The 16,179-nt window shown below is 54.3% G+C and carries 13 protein-coding genes, 7 tRNA genes and 1 pseudogene; all 21 read left to right on the forward strand.

The annotated features are described in order from the left end of the window. Positions 1-73 precede the first annotated feature (73 nt). The 21 genes and pseudogenes from A2G06_07915 (at position 74) to A2G06_08015 (ending at position 16,174) form a co-directional block, all read left to right on the forward strand. On the forward strand, positions 74-1,291 hold the full coding sequence (locus A2G06_07915) for an aspartate kinase (GenBank protein ANA40243.1): 1,218 nt from the start codon (positions 74-76) through the stop codon (positions 1,289-1,291). Between the two features lie 117 nt (positions 1,292-1,408). Then, the gene (locus A2G06_07920) at positions 1,409-2,995 is read left to right on the forward strand and encodes a citramalate synthase (protein ANA40244.1); all 1,587 of its coding nucleotides are present in this window, start codon (positions 1,409-1,411) and stop codon (positions 2,993-2,995) included. Then, positions 2,992-3,579, forward strand: coding sequence for a competence protein ComEA (locus A2G06_07925; protein ANA40245.1), 588 nt, complete (start codon positions 2,992-2,994; stop codon positions 3,577-3,579). The genes A2G06_07920 and A2G06_07925 overlap by 4 nt, the downstream gene beginning before the upstream one ends. Before the next feature lie 122 nt (positions 3,580-3,701). Continuing rightward, positions 3,702-3,857, forward strand: a complete 156-nt coding sequence (locus tag A2G06_07930; protein ID ANA40246.1) for a hypothetical protein — start codon at positions 3,702-3,704, stop codon at positions 3,855-3,857. Positions 3,858-4,080: 223 nt separating this feature from the next. Beyond that, the gene (locus tag A2G06_07935; protein ID ANA40247.1) at positions 4,081-5,181 is read left to right on the forward strand and encodes a phosphoesterase; all 1,101 of its coding nucleotides are present in this window, start codon (positions 4,081-4,083) and stop codon (positions 5,179-5,181) included. Positions 5,182-5,213: 32 nt separating this feature from the next. Then, positions 5,214-5,930 (forward strand): ribonuclease PH, encoded by a 717-nt coding sequence (gene rph, locus A2G06_07940; GenBank protein ID ANA40248.1) that lies wholly within the window; start codon positions 5,214-5,216, stop codon positions 5,928-5,930. Then, the gene (locus tag A2G06_07945; GenBank protein ANA40249.1) at positions 5,927-6,526 is read left to right on the forward strand and encodes a non-canonical purine NTP pyrophosphatase; all 600 of its coding nucleotides are present in this window, start codon (positions 5,927-5,929) and stop codon (positions 6,524-6,526) included. The genes rph and A2G06_07945 overlap by 4 nt, the downstream gene beginning before the upstream one ends. A 47-nt stretch (positions 6,527-6,573) precedes the next feature. Further along, positions 6,574-6,651: transfer RNA gene (locus A2G06_07950), tRNA-Pro, on the forward strand. A 5-nt stretch (positions 6,652-6,656) separates the two neighbouring features. Further along, positions 6,657-6,733 (forward strand) — tRNA-Arg (locus A2G06_07955). Positions 6,734-6,758: 25 nt separating this feature from the next. Next, positions 6,759-6,835 (forward strand) — tRNA-His (locus A2G06_07960). 62 nt (positions 6,836-6,897) lie between these two features. Next, positions 6,898-6,980, forward strand: a tRNA-Leu gene (locus A2G06_07965). Positions 6,981-7,095: 115 nt separating this feature from the next. Next, complete coding sequence (locus A2G06_07970; protein ANA40250.1) at positions 7,096-8,391, forward strand: trigger factor; 1,296 nt, start codon at positions 7,096-7,098, stop codon at positions 8,389-8,391. Positions 8,392-8,412: 21 nt separating this feature from the next. Beyond that, positions 8,413-9,012: an ATP-dependent Clp protease proteolytic subunit gene (locus A2G06_07975; GenBank protein ANA40251.1), complete on the forward strand. Its 600-nt coding sequence runs from the start codon at positions 8,413-8,415 to the stop codon at positions 9,010-9,012. Then, positions 9,009-10,261: pseudogene (locus A2G06_07980) on the forward strand (ATP-dependent Clp protease ATP-binding subunit ClpX). The gene A2G06_07975 and the pseudogene A2G06_07980 overlap by 4 nt, the downstream one beginning before the upstream one ends. Positions 10,262-10,275: 14 nt before the next feature. After that, positions 10,276-12,699: an endopeptidase La gene (locus tag A2G06_07985; GenBank protein ID ANA40252.1), complete on the forward strand. Its 2,424-nt coding sequence runs from the start codon at positions 10,276-10,278 to the stop codon at positions 12,697-12,699. 137 nt (positions 12,700-12,836) lie between these two features. Then, positions 12,837-12,913: transfer RNA gene (locus tag A2G06_07990), tRNA-Asp, on the forward strand. Positions 12,914-12,924: 11 nt separating this feature from the next. Next, positions 12,925-13,000, forward strand: a tRNA-Val gene (locus A2G06_07995). A gap of 59 nt (positions 13,001-13,059) precedes the next feature. Next, positions 13,060-13,136: transfer RNA gene (locus tag A2G06_08000), tRNA-Asp, on the forward strand. A gap of 225 nt (positions 13,137-13,361) precedes the next feature. Then, complete coding sequence (locus tag A2G06_08005; GenBank protein ID ANA40253.1) at positions 13,362-14,081, forward strand: dolichyl-phosphate beta-D-mannosyltransferase; 720 nt, start codon at positions 13,362-13,364, stop codon at positions 14,079-14,081. A 192-nt stretch (positions 14,082-14,273) separates the two neighbouring features. After that, on the forward strand, positions 14,274-15,338 hold the full coding sequence (locus tag A2G06_08010; protein ANA41632.1) for a hypothetical protein: 1,065 nt from the start codon (positions 14,274-14,276) through the stop codon (positions 15,336-15,338). Beyond that, positions 15,335-16,174 (forward strand): cytochrome C, encoded by an 840-nt coding sequence (locus A2G06_08015; protein ID ANA40254.1) that lies wholly within the window; start codon positions 15,335-15,337, stop codon positions 16,172-16,174. The genes A2G06_08010 and A2G06_08015 overlap by 4 nt, the downstream gene beginning before the upstream one ends. Positions 16,175-16,179 lie beyond the last annotated feature (5 nt).

Here is a 16,179-nt window from a genome sequence, read left to right on the forward strand (position 1 = left end):
GACGACCTGCGGTCGTGTCCTGTATACAAACTGCAGTCTGACACATTGATCCAGAGCAAAGGAGGAACGGTAGATGGCACTGGTGGTCCAGAAATACGGCGGCACCTCGATGGGGTCCATCGAGCGCATCCGCAATGTTGCCAAACGGGTCGCCAAGACCTATGACGCCGGAAACGATATGGTTGTTGTCGTTTCCGCCATGTCGGGAGAAACCAACAAGCTCGTGGCCCTCGCCAACGAGATTTGCGAATTCCCGGATACCCGCGAATATGATGTGCTGGTGGCGTCGGGCGAGCAGGTATCCATAGCTCTCCTTGCCATGTGTCTCAAGTCGATGGGGTACAAGGCCAAGTCCTATCACGGCTGGCAGATCCCCATCATCACGGACAACGCTTTCAGCAAGGCCCGCATCGAGAGCATCGACGACACCAAGGTGCGCGCTGATCTCAAGGACGGCACCATTGTCATTGTCGCAGGTTTCCAGGGCGTCGACAAAGATGGCAATGTCACCACTCTGGGCCGTGGCGGTTCCGATACCTCGGCTGTTGCCGTTGCCGCTGCCTTCAAGGCGGATGTGTGCGAAATTTTCACCGACGTGGACGGTGTCTATACCACTGACCCGAACATCTGCCAGGATGCCCGGAAAATCGAGAAGGTGTCCTATGATGAGATGCTGGAACTCGCATCGCTCGGGGCGAAGGTTCTTCAGATCCGGTCCGTAGAATTTGCGAAAAAATACAATGTGGACATTCATGTCCGCTCCAGCTTCAATGAAAATCCAGGGACCATGGTTACCAAGGAGGATAAGGATATGGAAGCAGTTCTCGTTTCGGGAATCGCCTACGACAAGAACGAAGCAAAAATTGCCGTGATGGGGGTACCCGACAAGCCGGGGGTTGCCGCCAAAATCCTGTCGCCCCTTTCCGAGGCCAATATATCGGTCGACATGATCGTTCAGAATGTAAGCGAGGGCGACCTGACCGACTTCACCTTCACCGTTACGAGGGCGGATTTCAAGAAGGCACTCGCCATCACCAAGGAAGTGGCCAAGGAGATCAATGCCAAGGATGTGGCGGAGGACGAAAACATATCCAAAATATCCATTGTCGGTGTCGGCATGCGGAGCCATGCGGGTGTTGCCACTCAAATGTTCCAGACCCTTGCCAAGGAAGGGATCAACATCCAGATGATCTCCACCTCTGAAATCAAGGTTTCGGTCATTGTTGACGCCAAGTACACCGAACTGGCAGTTCGGGTGCTTCACGAAGCGTTCGGACTCTCCGGCAAATAGAGAAACTTCCAGAGCGGAAGTGCGGAATTTCAAAGGCGCGGGGGAGAAAATCGATCATTCAGATTTTTTCTTCCGCGCTTTCGTACATGCGCTTCTCAGTTCCCGAAAGGTAAAAGCATGAGCCTTGTAAAACTCTACGATACCACTCTTCGCGACGGAACCCAGGCGGAGGACATTTCCTTCCTCGTGGAGGACAAAATCCGGATAGCCCATAAACTCGACGAGATAGGCGTTCACTACATCGAGGGGGGATGGCCCGGCAGCAATCCGAAGGACGTTGCTTTTTTTAAGGACATCAAGAAGGAAAAGCTCTCGCAGGCGAAAATCGCCGCGTTCGGCTCCACCCGGCGCGCAAAGGTAACCCCGGACAAGGACCACAACCTCAAGACCCTCATTCAGGCGGAACCCGATGCCTGCACCATATTCGGCAAGACGTGGGATTTCCATGTACACGAGGCCCTGCGGATATCGCTCGAGGAAAACCTTGAGTTGATTTTCGATTCGCTGGAATACCTGAAGGCGAATGTCCCCGAGGTCTTCTACGATGCCGAACACTTTTTCGACGGCTACAAGGCGAACCCGGACTACGCCATCAAGACCCTCAAGGCCGCCCAGGACGCCAAGGCCGATTGCATCGTTCTCTGCGACACCAATGGCGGAACCATGCCCTTCGAGCTCGTGGAGATCATCCGTGAGGTGCGCAGGCATATCACGGCCCCGCTCGGCATTCACACACACAATGATTCAGAGTGCGCCGTGGCCAACTCCCTCCATGCCGTCAACGAAGGAATCGTCCAGGTTCAGGGGACCATCAACGGCTTCGGTGAGCGCTGCGGCAACGCCAACCTCTGCTCAATCATCCCCGCCCTCAAGCTCAAGATGAAGCGCGAGTGCATCGGGGATGATCAACTCAGAAAGCTGCGCGACCTTTCACGGTTCGTCTATGAATTGGCCAACCTCTCGCCCAACAAGCACCAGGCATATGTGGGCAATTCGGCATTCGCCCACAAGGGCGGTGTCCACGTGTCGGCCATCCAGCGTCATCCCGAAACCTATGAGCACCTGCGCCCGGAACTGGTCGGCAACATGACGCGAGTACTCGTTTCAGACCTGTCGGGCCGTTCCAATATCCTTGCAAAGGCAGAAGAGTTCAACATCAAGATGGACAGCAAGGACCCGGTCACACTTGAAATCCTCGAGAACATCAAGGAAATGGAGAACCGGGGCTACCAGTTCGAAGGGGCGGAAGCGTCATTCGAACTCCTCATGAAGAGAGCCCTCGGCACCCACCGCAAGTTCTTCTCGGTGATCGGTTTCCGGGTAATCGACGAAAAGCGCCACGAGGACCAGAAGCCTCTTTCGGAAGCCACCATCATGGTCAAGGTTGGGGGCAAGATCGAGCACACAGCCGCTGAAGGGAATGGTCCGGTGAACGCTCTGGACAATGCCCTCCGCAAAGCACTGGAAAAGTTTTATCCGCGGCTCAAGGAAGTAAAGCTGCTGGATTACAAGGTGCGCGTATTGCCGGCGGGGCAGGGGACAGCCTCGTCCATCAGGGTGCTCATCGAGTCGGGCGACAAAGAGAGCCGCTGGGGTACGGTTGGGGTCTCTGAAAATATCGTCGATGCATCCTATCAGGCCCTTCTGGACAGCGTGGAGTACAAGCTTCACAAAAGCGAAGAGATCGAAGGCTCCAGGAAGTGAAAACCCGCACCGGGCATGTGGTGTATCTCGCCCTTGCCTTAGCGGTCATGACATTGCCATTACTTTACAAAGGCCACGGCACATCCCCTGCGGAGATTCCTGCCGTGGCCTTTGTGCGTTCAGGTGAACGACCCGTGAGCATCATCATGATAACCGGTGTCCCGGAGAGGTCAGGCGTTTATCGGATTGCTCGGGGATCCACGTGCCAGGACGTCATAAATATGACGCTTTCTCACATGCCGGTAACGTACCTTCCTACTCATATAGCAAGCCGTGTCCTCTGCGATGGCGATGTCGTGGCCATACGCAAGGGCAACGGGGAACCCTATGAAATTTCGTTGGGAACACTGGCAGTTTCTCAATTGATGCTTTTGAGAATCTCTCTTGATCCGAACCGGATGAACGTAACGGACTGGGAATTTTTACCCGGCATTGGCCCGGAGTTGGCACGGCGGATAGTGCGTGACCGTCAATATAATGGCGATTTCTCGTCTTTTGGGGAGTTGGAAAGGGTCCCGGGAATCGGTCCAAAAACACTTGAGAGAATAAAAGAGTATTTTAATGCTTGCAATATATTGAAATAGTTCGGTTTTTAACAACAAATCACTCTTGCCGCATTGTGTCAACGGGGAGCTCCCTGGTTTGGCACACATGGTGAAAACAGTTAGGACACTCACGGTTATAATTCTACATGGGGGGATGACCTATGAAATGTCCTAAATGCAGAGGCCGAATGTTTGCTGAGAAGTTTTATGATTTCGTGAGATCATTTGATGCATGGAAATGCACCTGCTGCGGAGAGGTGATTGACCCGACGATCCTGGCGAACAGGGCAAAAAATCAGAATATCGTTCTCGGTTAAACAATTCTGTCAGCCTTTGGGCGACGATAAAGGAGGGGAAAGCATGCTTTCCCCTCCTTTTGTTTTGCGGCGCGGGCAGCCTTTGGGCGACGATAAAGGAGGGGAAAGCATGCTTTCCCCTCCTTTTGTTTTGCGGCGCGGGCAGGTCCATGTAATTGTTTCGTGGTGATGTTTATTGTATGGTAAGGGACTGTCAGGCCTATGCCGACCGGGAGGCGTGGTAATGGAGAAAGAGTGGTCGCTCGCACAAACGAAAAGCTACACGGATGAAATGCTCAACTGGGTGAGGGGCAAGGGAAGGATCCTGATCGTTGTTCACGACAACCCTGATCCTGATTGTCTTGCCTCGGCCATAGCCCTGCGGCACCTATTCGTCATGAAGCTGAACAGGGACGCCACCATCGCTTTTTCCGGCATGATCGGCAGGAGCGAAAATATCGCCATGGCCAAGCAACTGCAGATACCTCTGACTCCGCTGGCACTCATAGAGTATCAGGATTTTTCCGTCACATGCATGCTCGATACCCAGCCGGGAACGGGCAATAACTCGCTCCCTCCTGACAGACGGGTTGATATCCTTATTGATCATCACCCCAGGCGGGAAGCTGGCTTGAGATGCCGATGGGACGATATCCGCGAAGAATACGGCGTAACCGCAACCATCGTCTATGAATATCTGCAGGCCCAGAGTGTCCCCATTGGCAGCAATCTTGCCACGGCGCTGTTTTATGCGATCAAGTCGGAAACGCAGGACTTGGGTCGCGAGGCCGCCCGCCCCGACAGGGATGCCTATCTGAAGCTCTTTCCCCTGGCGAACAAAAAACTGCTCTATGAAATCACCTACCCAAAGCTTCATGTGGAATACTATCTTACAATCAACCGCGCCATTGAGCACTCGCGCATCTATGGCAATCTGCTGGCAACAAATCTCCGAGAGGTCAGTTTCCCGGAAATAGTTGCCGAGATGGCGGATTTTTTCCTCCGACTTGAGGGGGTTGATGTGGTGATGGCCATTGGCCACTTTAACAGAGATGTGATCCTCTCTTTGCGCACCTCCCGGCACGACGTCAATGCAGGAGCGCTGATCAAGCGGCTCGTCGAGGAGAGGGGGGTTGCCGGCGGCCATGGTATGATGGCCGGAGGTAAAATCGAAGGACTCGCCGATTCCGCTGCGGAACTGGAGGAAATTGAGCAGCTTCTCGTTCGTCGTTTTCTGGATGTCTTCGCGCTGGGACATGTCCGGCCGCTCCCCTTGAGTGCCCTCAGGCGTACTGCTCTGCCCGTCCTTGCCGCTGAGATTGACAACCTGCATCACATCGTTTAAGGTACGCTCTTTCCAATTGCCAGAGGTACATCATGCGTTCAGACGGCCGCAGTTCCGCAGCACTCAGACACATCCGGATTACACGAAAGTATATCAAGCATGCCGAAGGCTCTGTACTTGTTGAATTCGGCGACACGAAAGTTTTGTGCACTGCCTCAGTGGAGGAGTCGGTGCCCCCCTTCCTGCGCGGCAAGGGGGGGGGATGGGTAACGGCAGAGTATTCCATGCTGCCGCGGGCTACCCATACGCGATCTCCTCGCGAGGCGGCCAAAGGGAAGTTGGGGGGAAGGACCCATGAGATACAGCGTCTCATCGGCCGCTCCCTGAGGGCCGTCACTGATTTGACGCTCCTTGGCGAGCGAAGCGTGCTGATTGATTGTGACGTGATACAGGCTGATGGAGGTACGCGGACAGCTTCCATTACAGGTGCCTACGTCGCCTTGGTTGACGCGTTTCGATGGCTCGTAGCGCAGGGGACTATCGCGGCCCTGCCGGTCCGGGAGGCGGTCGCCGCCGTCAGTGTCGGGATAGTCAACGGGGAAGTGTTTCTTGATCTGAACTACGTAGAGGACTCACGTGCCGATGTCGATATGAATTTTGTCATGACTTCGTCGGGCCGTTTCGTGGAAGTGCAGGGAACCGCCGAGGCTGAACCCTTCACCTGTGTCCAGATGGATGAGATGCGGTCCCTCGCCATGATTGGCATCGAGCGGCTTATGGCCATCCAACAAGAGGCACTGGAACAGTGACCCGGTTGGTAGTGGCAACCCGCAACAAGGGCAAATTGCGAGAGATTGCAGCAATTCTCAGCGGGTTACCCTTCATGCTGCTGTCGCTGGATGATTTTCCGGATTTTCCTGAAGTGGAAGAGGATGGCGCGACGTTTGAGGAGAATGCCTTGAAAAAGGCTTCAATGGCCGCCATGGTTACAGGGCTTCCAGCGCTTGCCGATGACTCGGGACTCGTTGTTGACGCACTTGGTGGAAAGCCGGGCGTTTACTCTGCCCGCTACTCGGGTGAGAGCGCCAGCGACGAAGCAAATAATACAAAGCTGTTGAGCGAGTTGGCAACAGTGCCTTACGCGGAACGCACGGCCGCCTTCCGGTGTACCATCGCCTTGTGTATTCCCGGCGGAGAGAGATACACCTTCAGCGGGGAACTGCGGGGGGTAATCCTTGATTCGCCGCGCGGCACTGGAGGGTTCGGCTATGATCCGCTCTTTTTCGTCTCTGAAAATGGAGCAACCATGGCAGAGCTCTCCCTTGAGGTCAAGAATGCCGTCAGTCACAGGGGCAAAGCTCTTGCACTTCTGAAGGGCCATCTCGGTCGGCAGGCGGGTGAATAAAAATACTTGCATGTCAGTACGGCATGTGTTAGTTATACAAATTCCAACGGGGTGTAGCGCAGCCTGGCTAGCGCACCTGCCTTGGGAGCAGGGGGTCGGAGGTTCGAATCCTCTCACCCCGACCAAGCCTGCGCCTGTAGCTCAGCTGGATAGAGCAACGGACTTCTAATCCGTAGGTCAGAGGTTCGAATCCTCTCAGGCGTGCCAACTAATTAACGGTAAATCACATATGGTGGCTATGGTGAAGGGGTCTAACACACATGACTGTGACTCATGCATTCGTGGGTTCAAATCCCACTAGCCACCCCATTTAAGAAAGAGCCCCGTGATGAACGGGGCTTATTCGTATGTGTAGTTGGTTGCGACAATCTGCGAGAGTGGCGGAACTGGCAGACGCACTGGACTTAGGATCCAGCGGGCAACCGTAGGGGTTCGACTCCCCTCTCTCGCACCAATTCATGTATGTGTGACTGTTTCAAATGCCCGCCCGGAGATTGTTGTTTTCTTGCCCGCTATCCCGTCCGATTAATCATCATATGAACACTACCCCAATGGAGAGAGGTTGAACGATGACCAGCACTGTCGAGTCGCTCAGCAGCGTCAAAAAGAAAATTTCCTTCGAAATTCCTGCGGACCGCGTTACGTCCGAGATAGACAAGGTTTTTGAAAAGATCCGCAAACGCGCGGCTCTTAAAGGGTTCCGGAAAGGGAAGGCCCCCCAGTCCCTCATTGAAAAGCACTATGTTGACGTCATGGAAGGCGACGTGTTGAAGAATCTGTTCGAGGAGACATATTTCAAGGCCCTTGCCGAACATAAAATTTTTCCCGTTTCCCATCCCGTAATCGATAGCGATGAAATAAAGCGCGGCACTCCGTTCACCTATTCCGCAACGGTTGAAGTCCTCCCCGAGATCGACGTAAAGGACTACAACGGACTTGAGGTTGCCAAGGAAACCTTTACGCCTGATGAGTCGGTTGTTGAAAAAAGGCTGCAGGAGATGCGCGAAAACATGTCTCACCTGAAGCCCCTTGATGTGGGGTCAGTGGCTGAAACAGGACATTTCGCGGTCATTGATTTTACCGGTTACGTTGACGACGTTCCGTTCGAAGGCGGCTCTGCCGAGAGTTACCAGCTTGAGCTCGGTTCCGGTCGTTTTATACCCGGCTTCGAAGAACAGATTGTGGGAATGAAGAGCGGTGAGTCGAAATCAGTGACGCTGAGCTTCCCTGAAGACTACTGGAACAAGGATCTTGCCGGCAAAGAGGCCCGGTTTGACGTGACCCTGAGCGAGATCAAGGTTAAAGAGCTTCCCGAGCTGAACGATGAATTTGCCGCTCAGATGGGCGAGTTCGACAGCATTGCCCAACTGAGGGACAAGGTTGCCGAGCTGTATGAAAAACAGGAAAGCGACCGGATCAAAGCTGACCTTCAGGATGGGGTCGTGCAGGCGCTCATCGGGAAAAACGAAATAGAAGTCCCCTCTACGCTTGTGGACCGGCAACTGCAGACCATGCTGGCCAATGCACGGAACAGGCTTGCTCAGCAGCGGCTTACGTTCGAGATGATGGGAATGAACGAGGAGTCATTCAAGGCCCAGTACCGTACCGTTGCCGAAAATCAGGTCAAGGGTTCGCTTCTTCTTGAAGCCGTTGCCAAAAAGGAAGGAATATCGGTCGAAGAGGCTGACATCGAGAAGAAGTTGCTGGAAATTGCAGGCGGCAGCGAGGAAGAGCTCGGCCGCGTAAAGAGCTTTTACGAGCAGAATCGCTCGGCACGGGAAAATCTCGTAGCGCACCTGGCCGAGGAGAAGGTCATGTCGTTCCTTCTGGAGAGCGCCGTAATCAGCGAGAAGACGAAAGAGTAACCCGTGGAGCAAGGAGGCAACATGCTTGTACCGATAGTGGTCGAACAGACGGGCCGGGGCGAACGTTCTTACGATATCTATTCAAGGCTTTTGAAAGACCGGATCATCTTTCTTGGCGGCCCCATTGACGACCATGTTGCGAATCTGGTCATAGCCCAGATGCTTTTTCTGGAAGCCGAAGATCCGGACAAGGATATCCATCTGTACATCAATTCGCCGGGCGGCGTCGTAACGTCGGGCATGGCCATCTATGACACCATGCAGTACATCAAGGCTCCCGTGTCGACGATTTGCGTGGGGCAGGCCGCTTCGATGGGGGCGCTGCTTTTGTCGGGCGGGGAGAAGGGGAAGCGTTTCAGCCTCAAGCATTCCCGGATCATGATCCATCAGCCGTTGGGTGGATTCCAGGGCCAGGCCACGGACATCCATATTCACGCACAGGAAATCCTGAAACTCAAAAAGCGCCTGAACGAGATCCTTGCCGAAAATACGGGGCAGCAACTAGCCAAGGTTGAAGCCGATACCGAGCGCGACTATTTTATGTCTGGAGCCGAGGCGAAGGACTATGGTATCATCGATAATATAATTGAGCGCAAAACTCCCAGCGGAGGTACCCGGTGAGTAGGAGAAACGAAGGCAGCGACAATCTCACCTGCTCCTTTTGCGGTAAGAGCCAGGATGAAGTCAAGAAGCTCATTGCCGGACCAACGGTATATATTTGTGACGAGTGCATTGAGCTTTGCAATGATATTATTGCCGAGGAGTCGAAGCTTGAAGAGGCCATGGGGCCCGATGTCAAGAAGCTTCCCAAGCCCCGTGAGATCAAGGATGTACTCGATGAATACGTGATTGGCCAGGACCAGGCAAAAAAAGTCCTCGCCGTTGCGGTTTACAATCACTACAAGCGCATCGAATCCATGGGCAAGCCGAGCGATGTGGAGATGCAGAAGAGCAACATACTTCTGCTGGGGCCCACCGGGTCCGGCAAGACCCTGTTGGCCCAGACCCTGGCCCGGATCCTCAAGGTTCCGTTCGCCATGGCCGATGCCACTAACCTCACTGAAGCTGGCTATGTGGGGGAAGATGTCGAGAACATCATTCTCAACCTCCTTCAGGCTGCCGACTATGACGTGGAACGTGCCCAGAAGGGCATCATCTACATTGATGAAATTGACAAGATAGCGCGTAAATCCGATTCTCCTTCCATTACCCGGGATGTGTCGGGGGAGGGGGTGCAGCAGGCACTGCTGAAAATTATTGAAGGAACCGTTGCCAGTGTTCCTCCCAAGGGAGGACGCAAGCACCCGCAGCAAGAGTTTTTGAAGGTCGACACGACGAATATTCTGTTTATCTGCGGCGGCGCGTTCGCGGGGCTCGACAGCATTATTCAGCAGCGTATCGGTGTGAAAAAGCTCGGTTTCGGTGCTGACGTGAAGAGCAAAGTCGAGAAGAGGGCAGGAGAGCTTCTCACGGAAGTCACCCCTGAAGACCTTCTCAAGTTCGGTTTCATCCCGGAATTCATCGGCCGTCTGCCCGTACTCGCCACCCTGCGCGAACTGGATGAGACTGCCATGGTTCAGATCCTGAAGGAGCCGAAAAACGCGCTTATCAAGCAATACCAGAAGCTGTTCGAAATGGAGCACGTGAAGCTCAAGTTTACCGACGGCTCTCTGGTCGCCATATCCCGGGAGGCGCTCAAGCGTAAGACGGCGCCCGCGGACTCCGGTCGATCCTTGAGAACGCCATGCTCGACATCATGTACGAAATCCCTTCGCAAACCATGGTGAAAGAGGTGGTCATTAATGAGGATGTCATCTACAACAAGGAAAAGCCGATCATCGTCTATGAAAATGTGGCTGAATCAGCCTGACCGCAAAGGACCCAATGAACGTTGACCATAGTATGGAAAGTCTGGAAAGAGGGGATCTGCAAAGATTCCCTCTTTTACCGTTAAGGGACATTGTTGTTTTCCCGCACATGGTAGTTCCTCTTTTTGTGGGGCGGGAGCGTTCGATCTCCGCCCTTGAGGCGGCCATGAACGGCAACAGGATGATCTTTCTCGCCGCCCAGAGAAATGCCAAAACGGAAGATCCCCGGCAGGAAGACATCTACACGACCGGTACCATCTCACAGATCATACAGCTCCTGAAGCTCCCCGACGGTACAGTCAAGGTGTTGGTTGAGGGCAAACAGCGGGGCAGTCTTGTTTCGTTCCTGCCTAACCCCGACTACTTCATGGCTGAAATACAGCCGCACCTTGAGTCCCTGGAAGCAAACACCGAGGTTGAAGCCCTAATCCGGAGCACAAAATCGGTGTTTGAAGGGTATGTGAAGCTGACCAAAGGCATTCCCCAAGAGGTGGTCAGTGCCGTAGGAGGGATTGTTGAGTCCGGCAAGCTTGCCGACACACTGGCGCCCCATTTGAATCTCAAGCTCGCCGACAAGCAGCAGCTTCTTGACATAGTGAATCCCCATGAACGGCTGGAGAAGCTCTTGTCTTTCATTGAGGCCGAGTTGGAGCTCCTCCAGTTGGAGAATAAGATCCGGACCCGCGTCAAGAAGCAGATGGAGAAGAACCAGAAGGAATATTATCTGAACGAGCAAATGCGAGCCATCCAGAAGGAGTTGGGAGCAAAAGACGATTTCCGACAAGAGCTTCTGGAACTGGAAGACAAGGCAACCAAAGGGAAGTTGTCCAAGGAAGCCCGTCAAAAGGCCCTCGCAGAACTTAAAAAACTGAAGCTCATGTCGCCGGCGTCTGCCGAAGCTGCCGTGGTGAGAAACTACGTTGACTGGCTTGTGTCGCTTCCGTGGGCAAAGATGACTCGTGAAAAACACGACATCCTCGGTGCTGAAGAGGTGTTGAACGCCGACCATTATGGTCTTGAAAAGGTCAAGGAGCGCATTTTGGAGTACCTCTCCGTCCAGGCGCTCGTTAAGAAGTTGAAGGGACCAATCCTCTGTCTGGTTGGTCCGCCCGGGGTGGGCAAGACCTCTCTTGCCCGGTCAATCGCCACGGCGACCGGTCGTCATTTTGTCAAAATGTCGCTCGGCGGGATGCGTGACGAAGCGGAGGTCCGTGGCCATCGCCGCACCTATGTGGGAGCCATGCCCGGCAAGATCATCCAGAATCTCAAAAAGGCGGGAAGTAACAACCCTGTCTTTCTGTTGGACGAGATTGACAAGATGAGCTCCGATTTCAGGGGTGATCCGGCTTCGGCACTGCTTGAAGTTCTCGATCCGGAGCAGAATGCCCATTTCAGCGATCATTTTCTCGACGTAGAGTATGATCTTTCCCACGTCATGTTCATTGCCACGGCCAACTCGACGCATTCGATTCCCCGTCCCCTGCTCGACCGGATGGAGGTGATTCGCCTGGAAGGCTACACTGAGCATGAAAAACTTGCCATTGCCGAACGCTATCTCATCGGCAAACAGATGGCAGCCAATGGCCTGTCCGAGCAACGGGTCAGCATTTCCGGGAAGGCTGTCAGTGAAATAATCCGCTATTACACGCGTGAAGCCGGTGTGCGCAACCTGGAGCGCGATATTGCGACGCTCTGTCGCAAGGCTGCTCATCGTGTGGTCAAGGGTGAGAAAAAGAAGATCGTAATTCAACCCAAGAATCTGCCCGGGTTCCTTGGACCTCGCAAGTACCGGATCGGGACGGCAGAGGACAAAGATGCTCCCGGCTATGCCACGGGTCTTGCCTGGACCGAAGTGGGCGGGGACCTGCTTACCATTGAGGTGGCAGTGGTGCCCGGCACCGGAAAGCTCCTCATTACCGGAAAGCTGGGGGAGGTCATGCAGGAGTCGGCACAGGCGGCCATGACCTATGTGCGCTCACGGGCGCAGATACTGGGTATTGACAAAGGGTTTCACCAGAAAGCGGATATACATATTCATGTGCCGGAAGGGGCAATCCCCAAGGATGGTCCATCGGCCGGCATTACCATGGCTACGGCAATAGTTTCGGCGCTGACCGGCAGGCCGGTGCGCCATGATCTTGCCATGACGGGTGAAATTACCCTCCGCGGCAACGTGCTTGTCATCGGGGGACTCAAGGAAAAGCTTCTGGCCGCAGGGCGAGGAGGGATTTCCACGGTTGTCATCCCAGAGGAAAACAGGAAGGATCTGGCGGAAATCCCACGGGAGGTTACGGTGGGGCTCACTATTGTTCCAGTACGCCATATGGACGAAGTGCTTTCCCACGCACTTCTGGCTGAAGGGGTTGCCGGCGGAGCTCCCTACCGTACCTCGGAGGGGCATCCGTTGATACCCGAAAAGGAAACAGTTACTGCTCACTGATGCACGAAAAAAGCGCTTGACACCTTTGTGAGGTCTCTGTTATAAGTTATGTCTCGCTTCAAGGCGGCAATAAATCAATATTTGTTGTAAAATTGATAGGTTGCTGTTCAAGTGTAGGTACAATTCATGCTGAAAACGGGGTCGTAGTTAAGTTGGTTATAACGCCGGCCTGTCACGCCGGAGGCCGCGGGTTCGAGCCCCGTCGACCCCGCCATTAATTAGTAAGGGCGAATAGCTCAGCTGGGAGAGCGCCAGCCTTACAAGCTGGATGTCGGGGGTTCGATCCCCTCTTCGCCCACCATATATGCTTCAAGGTAGTCGTTCTCTGAGTGGTGGCTACCCTAACTGAATATAACGAATGGGGTCGTAGTTAAGTTGGTTATAACGCCGGCCTGTCACGCCGGAGGCCGCGGGTTCGAGCCCCGTCGACCCCGCCATTAACAAAAAGGTCATGCTATGCATGGCCTTTTTGTTTTGAATAGGTGTAAGATCTGCGATGGTTCGCGGCAGACAGGCCTTCGGAAGGGTGTTTTCCTTGACGGGCGTGTGAATTGGCCGCTATTATCCATTAGTTATTAAGAGAATGTGAGCGCGCCGTTCATGAATGCCGATGACGCGCGTTTGCCTCACCTGGTTTCCACTCAATTCTCTGGAGGCACAACTTGAGAACCGTTGTCGTCATTCCGACGTACAATGAGCGTGATACGATCGAGCGACTGATCAACGACGTGCTGGCGCAGGACAAAGACATTCACGTACTGGTCGTGGACGACAACTCGCCGGACGGCACCGGAGAGATTGTGGACCGGTTGTCCGAGGGGATGGGACGGGTTCATGTGCTGCATCGTCCCGGCAAGATGGGCCTTGGCTCGGCGTATCGTCAGGGCTTCGCCGCGGCGCTTGCCATGGGGGCCGATTTCATTGTCGAAATGGATGCCGATTATTCCCATGACCCGGCAACACTGCCACGGTTCCTGGAGGCCATGGAGGGATGCGACCTGGTTATCGGCTCTCGATACCTGAATGGCATCAGCGTGGTCAACTGGCCCCTCCGGCGACTCATGCTGAGTTATTTCGCCAACTGGTACACGAGATTGATCACCGGTTTGCGCATTATGGATTGCACGAGCGGGTTCAAATGTTTTCGCCGTAGGGCGATCGAATCGATCGATATGAGGACTATTCGCTCTGATGGTTACTCGTTTCAGATTGAAATGAACTATCGGTGCGTGGAAAAGGGTTTTCAGGTGAAGGAAATCCCCATTATCTTCATCGACCGGCGCTCGGGCAGCTCCAAAATGTCCAAGAAAATCGTACGCGAAGCCGTGTTCATGGTGTGGAAACTCAAGCTCGGCTCTGTTTTCGGGGCATTGTTCCGCTAGGAGGGCGATATGCTCGACGTAACATGGGCGCTTGCCGCTCAGGTGGGTTTGTGGGGATGGATCGGTTCCATGGTAGGGTTCATTATGCGAGCCTTTCCCGCGGAGGGCGTGTTCGATCGCAGGGCTGCGAGTATCTGGGGGGGGGAGCGTAGTGCTCCTCTTCGCGTTATGGGTAGCAGGGATGATGATGGCATGAGACGAAGCCGCTGCGCGTCAGTTATACTTTTGTTGCTCGTGCTATCGTCACTCTTGCCGATCATGGGGTGCGGCGGGCCGTCAGCCTTGTCCGTCGCCTCCTTGCGGGACCCATCGGTGGATATGACATGGCCTCCTGCTCCTCATCCGGCCCGGATACGATTTCTCCGCGAAATTTCCGGGCCGGAACAGATCAAGGCTGAGCCGGGAGCACTTGCCCGCTTTCTGGAGTTTGTCACCGGTGAGCAGTTCCAGCCCGTCCCCTTTGTGACCCCCTACGGGGTTGTCTCGGATGGCGGGGCGCTTTTGTTTGTCTCCGATTCCTCGTCTGGTGTTGTTCATCGCATCGACCTGGCGCGACAAAAGGTTTCCTATATTGTTCAGGCAGGGGAGGAGTTCCTCTCAAGCCCGGTCGGTCTCGCCCTTTCTCCTTCGGGAGAAGTGTACGTCAGCGATTCGGTCAATGCCAAGGTGTACGTATTTTCACATCGAGGTGAGTTCTTGCACGTACTGGCCGATGGCCAGGTCGGCTTCAGGAGGCCGGCCGGCTTGGCCGTGAACAGTAAAGGTGTTCTTTTTGTGGTTGATGTTTTGGCACACAAATTGAAAGTCTTCGACAAGAATGAGCGTTACATGGGAGAATTTCCCGCCGACGATGGCGGAGGGGAATTGAACCTGCCCTCCCATGTTGCCGTTGATAAGGACGATAAAGTCTATGTTACCGATGCCCTGAATTTTACGGTAAAGATTTATGATGAAACCGGTCGTTACCTCCGAAGTATCGGTGAAATAGGAGATGCTCCTGGTTCTTTCGCGAGACCCCGTGGCGTCGCGGTCGACAGTGATCTCAATGTGTATGTGATCGATGCCGCGTTTGACAACTTTCAAATTTTCAACCAAGAGGGGCAGTTGCTCCTTTTCGTCGGAAAGCCCGGTAAAAAAACCGGAGAGTTTTATATGCCGAGCGGCATCCATATCGATCGAAACGACCGGATTTTCATCTCTGATTCGTACAACCGGCGGGTCCAGGTGTTCGAATACCTGAAAGAGGAAAACCGATGATGACGAGGATCTTTTTGGTCATGGGCGTGACGGCGCTCGTCATGGGCAGCGTCCGCCCGAATTACGGAGCCCCTGGGCCGAAATTCACCGATCCCGGTGGCGGAAACAAGCATAACCTTTCGTATTCCAACACCAATGTCAACTTCAAGGCCACCAATTCAACCGATATGCGTGCCAAGCAGATCTGTATTTTTTGTCACACGCCCCATAATGCACGTCCGCAGACAACGCTTTGGAACCGTAGCGACACTACTCAGAGTTTCGGGCACTATTCATCAAGCAGCCTGTCTCTTCACCTGGATGCAACCGCCCGCACGGCCAGCGATTATAAGGCGGAGCCCAATGGCTCGTCCCGGCTTTGCCTCAGTTGCCATGACGGGGTCACGGCTCTTGGTGCCGTGCTTTCAGGGGTGCCCATTGAGGTCAACGGCAGCATGTTCACAAAGATGACCGGCGACCATGTCTTTGATCGTGCCAAGATAACCAATTCCCATCATCCGGTTTCGTTCAAGTACACCGCAGAAGTGGTTGCACGTCTCAAGACCCTGGAAGGTCCGGTATCCGATTACTGGCTGCCGGCCGAAGCGCCGTCCCAGGAAAGTCCGGGCGCACCCGGCACCAACAAGGCCAGGCAATTCGTCCGGCTTGACAAGGAAAAGCGGATGCAGTGCACCACCTGTCATGATCCCCACCAGAGTCAGTATCACGACACGAATACCCCTCCGCTGACACCGTTCTGGGCCTATGACGGACGGGGCCTTTCTACCGTGAACGCCGATACCGTTCATGATGAAGTCTGTTACGCATGCCACAGCTTCAAGACGCCAAATCCTTAGGAGAT

The sequence above is a fragment of the Geobacter anodireducens genome (assembly GCA_001628815.1).
In the GTDB taxonomy this organism is placed as follows: domain Bacteria; phylum Desulfobacterota; class Desulfuromonadia; order Geobacterales; family Geobacteraceae; genus Geobacter; species Geobacter anodireducens.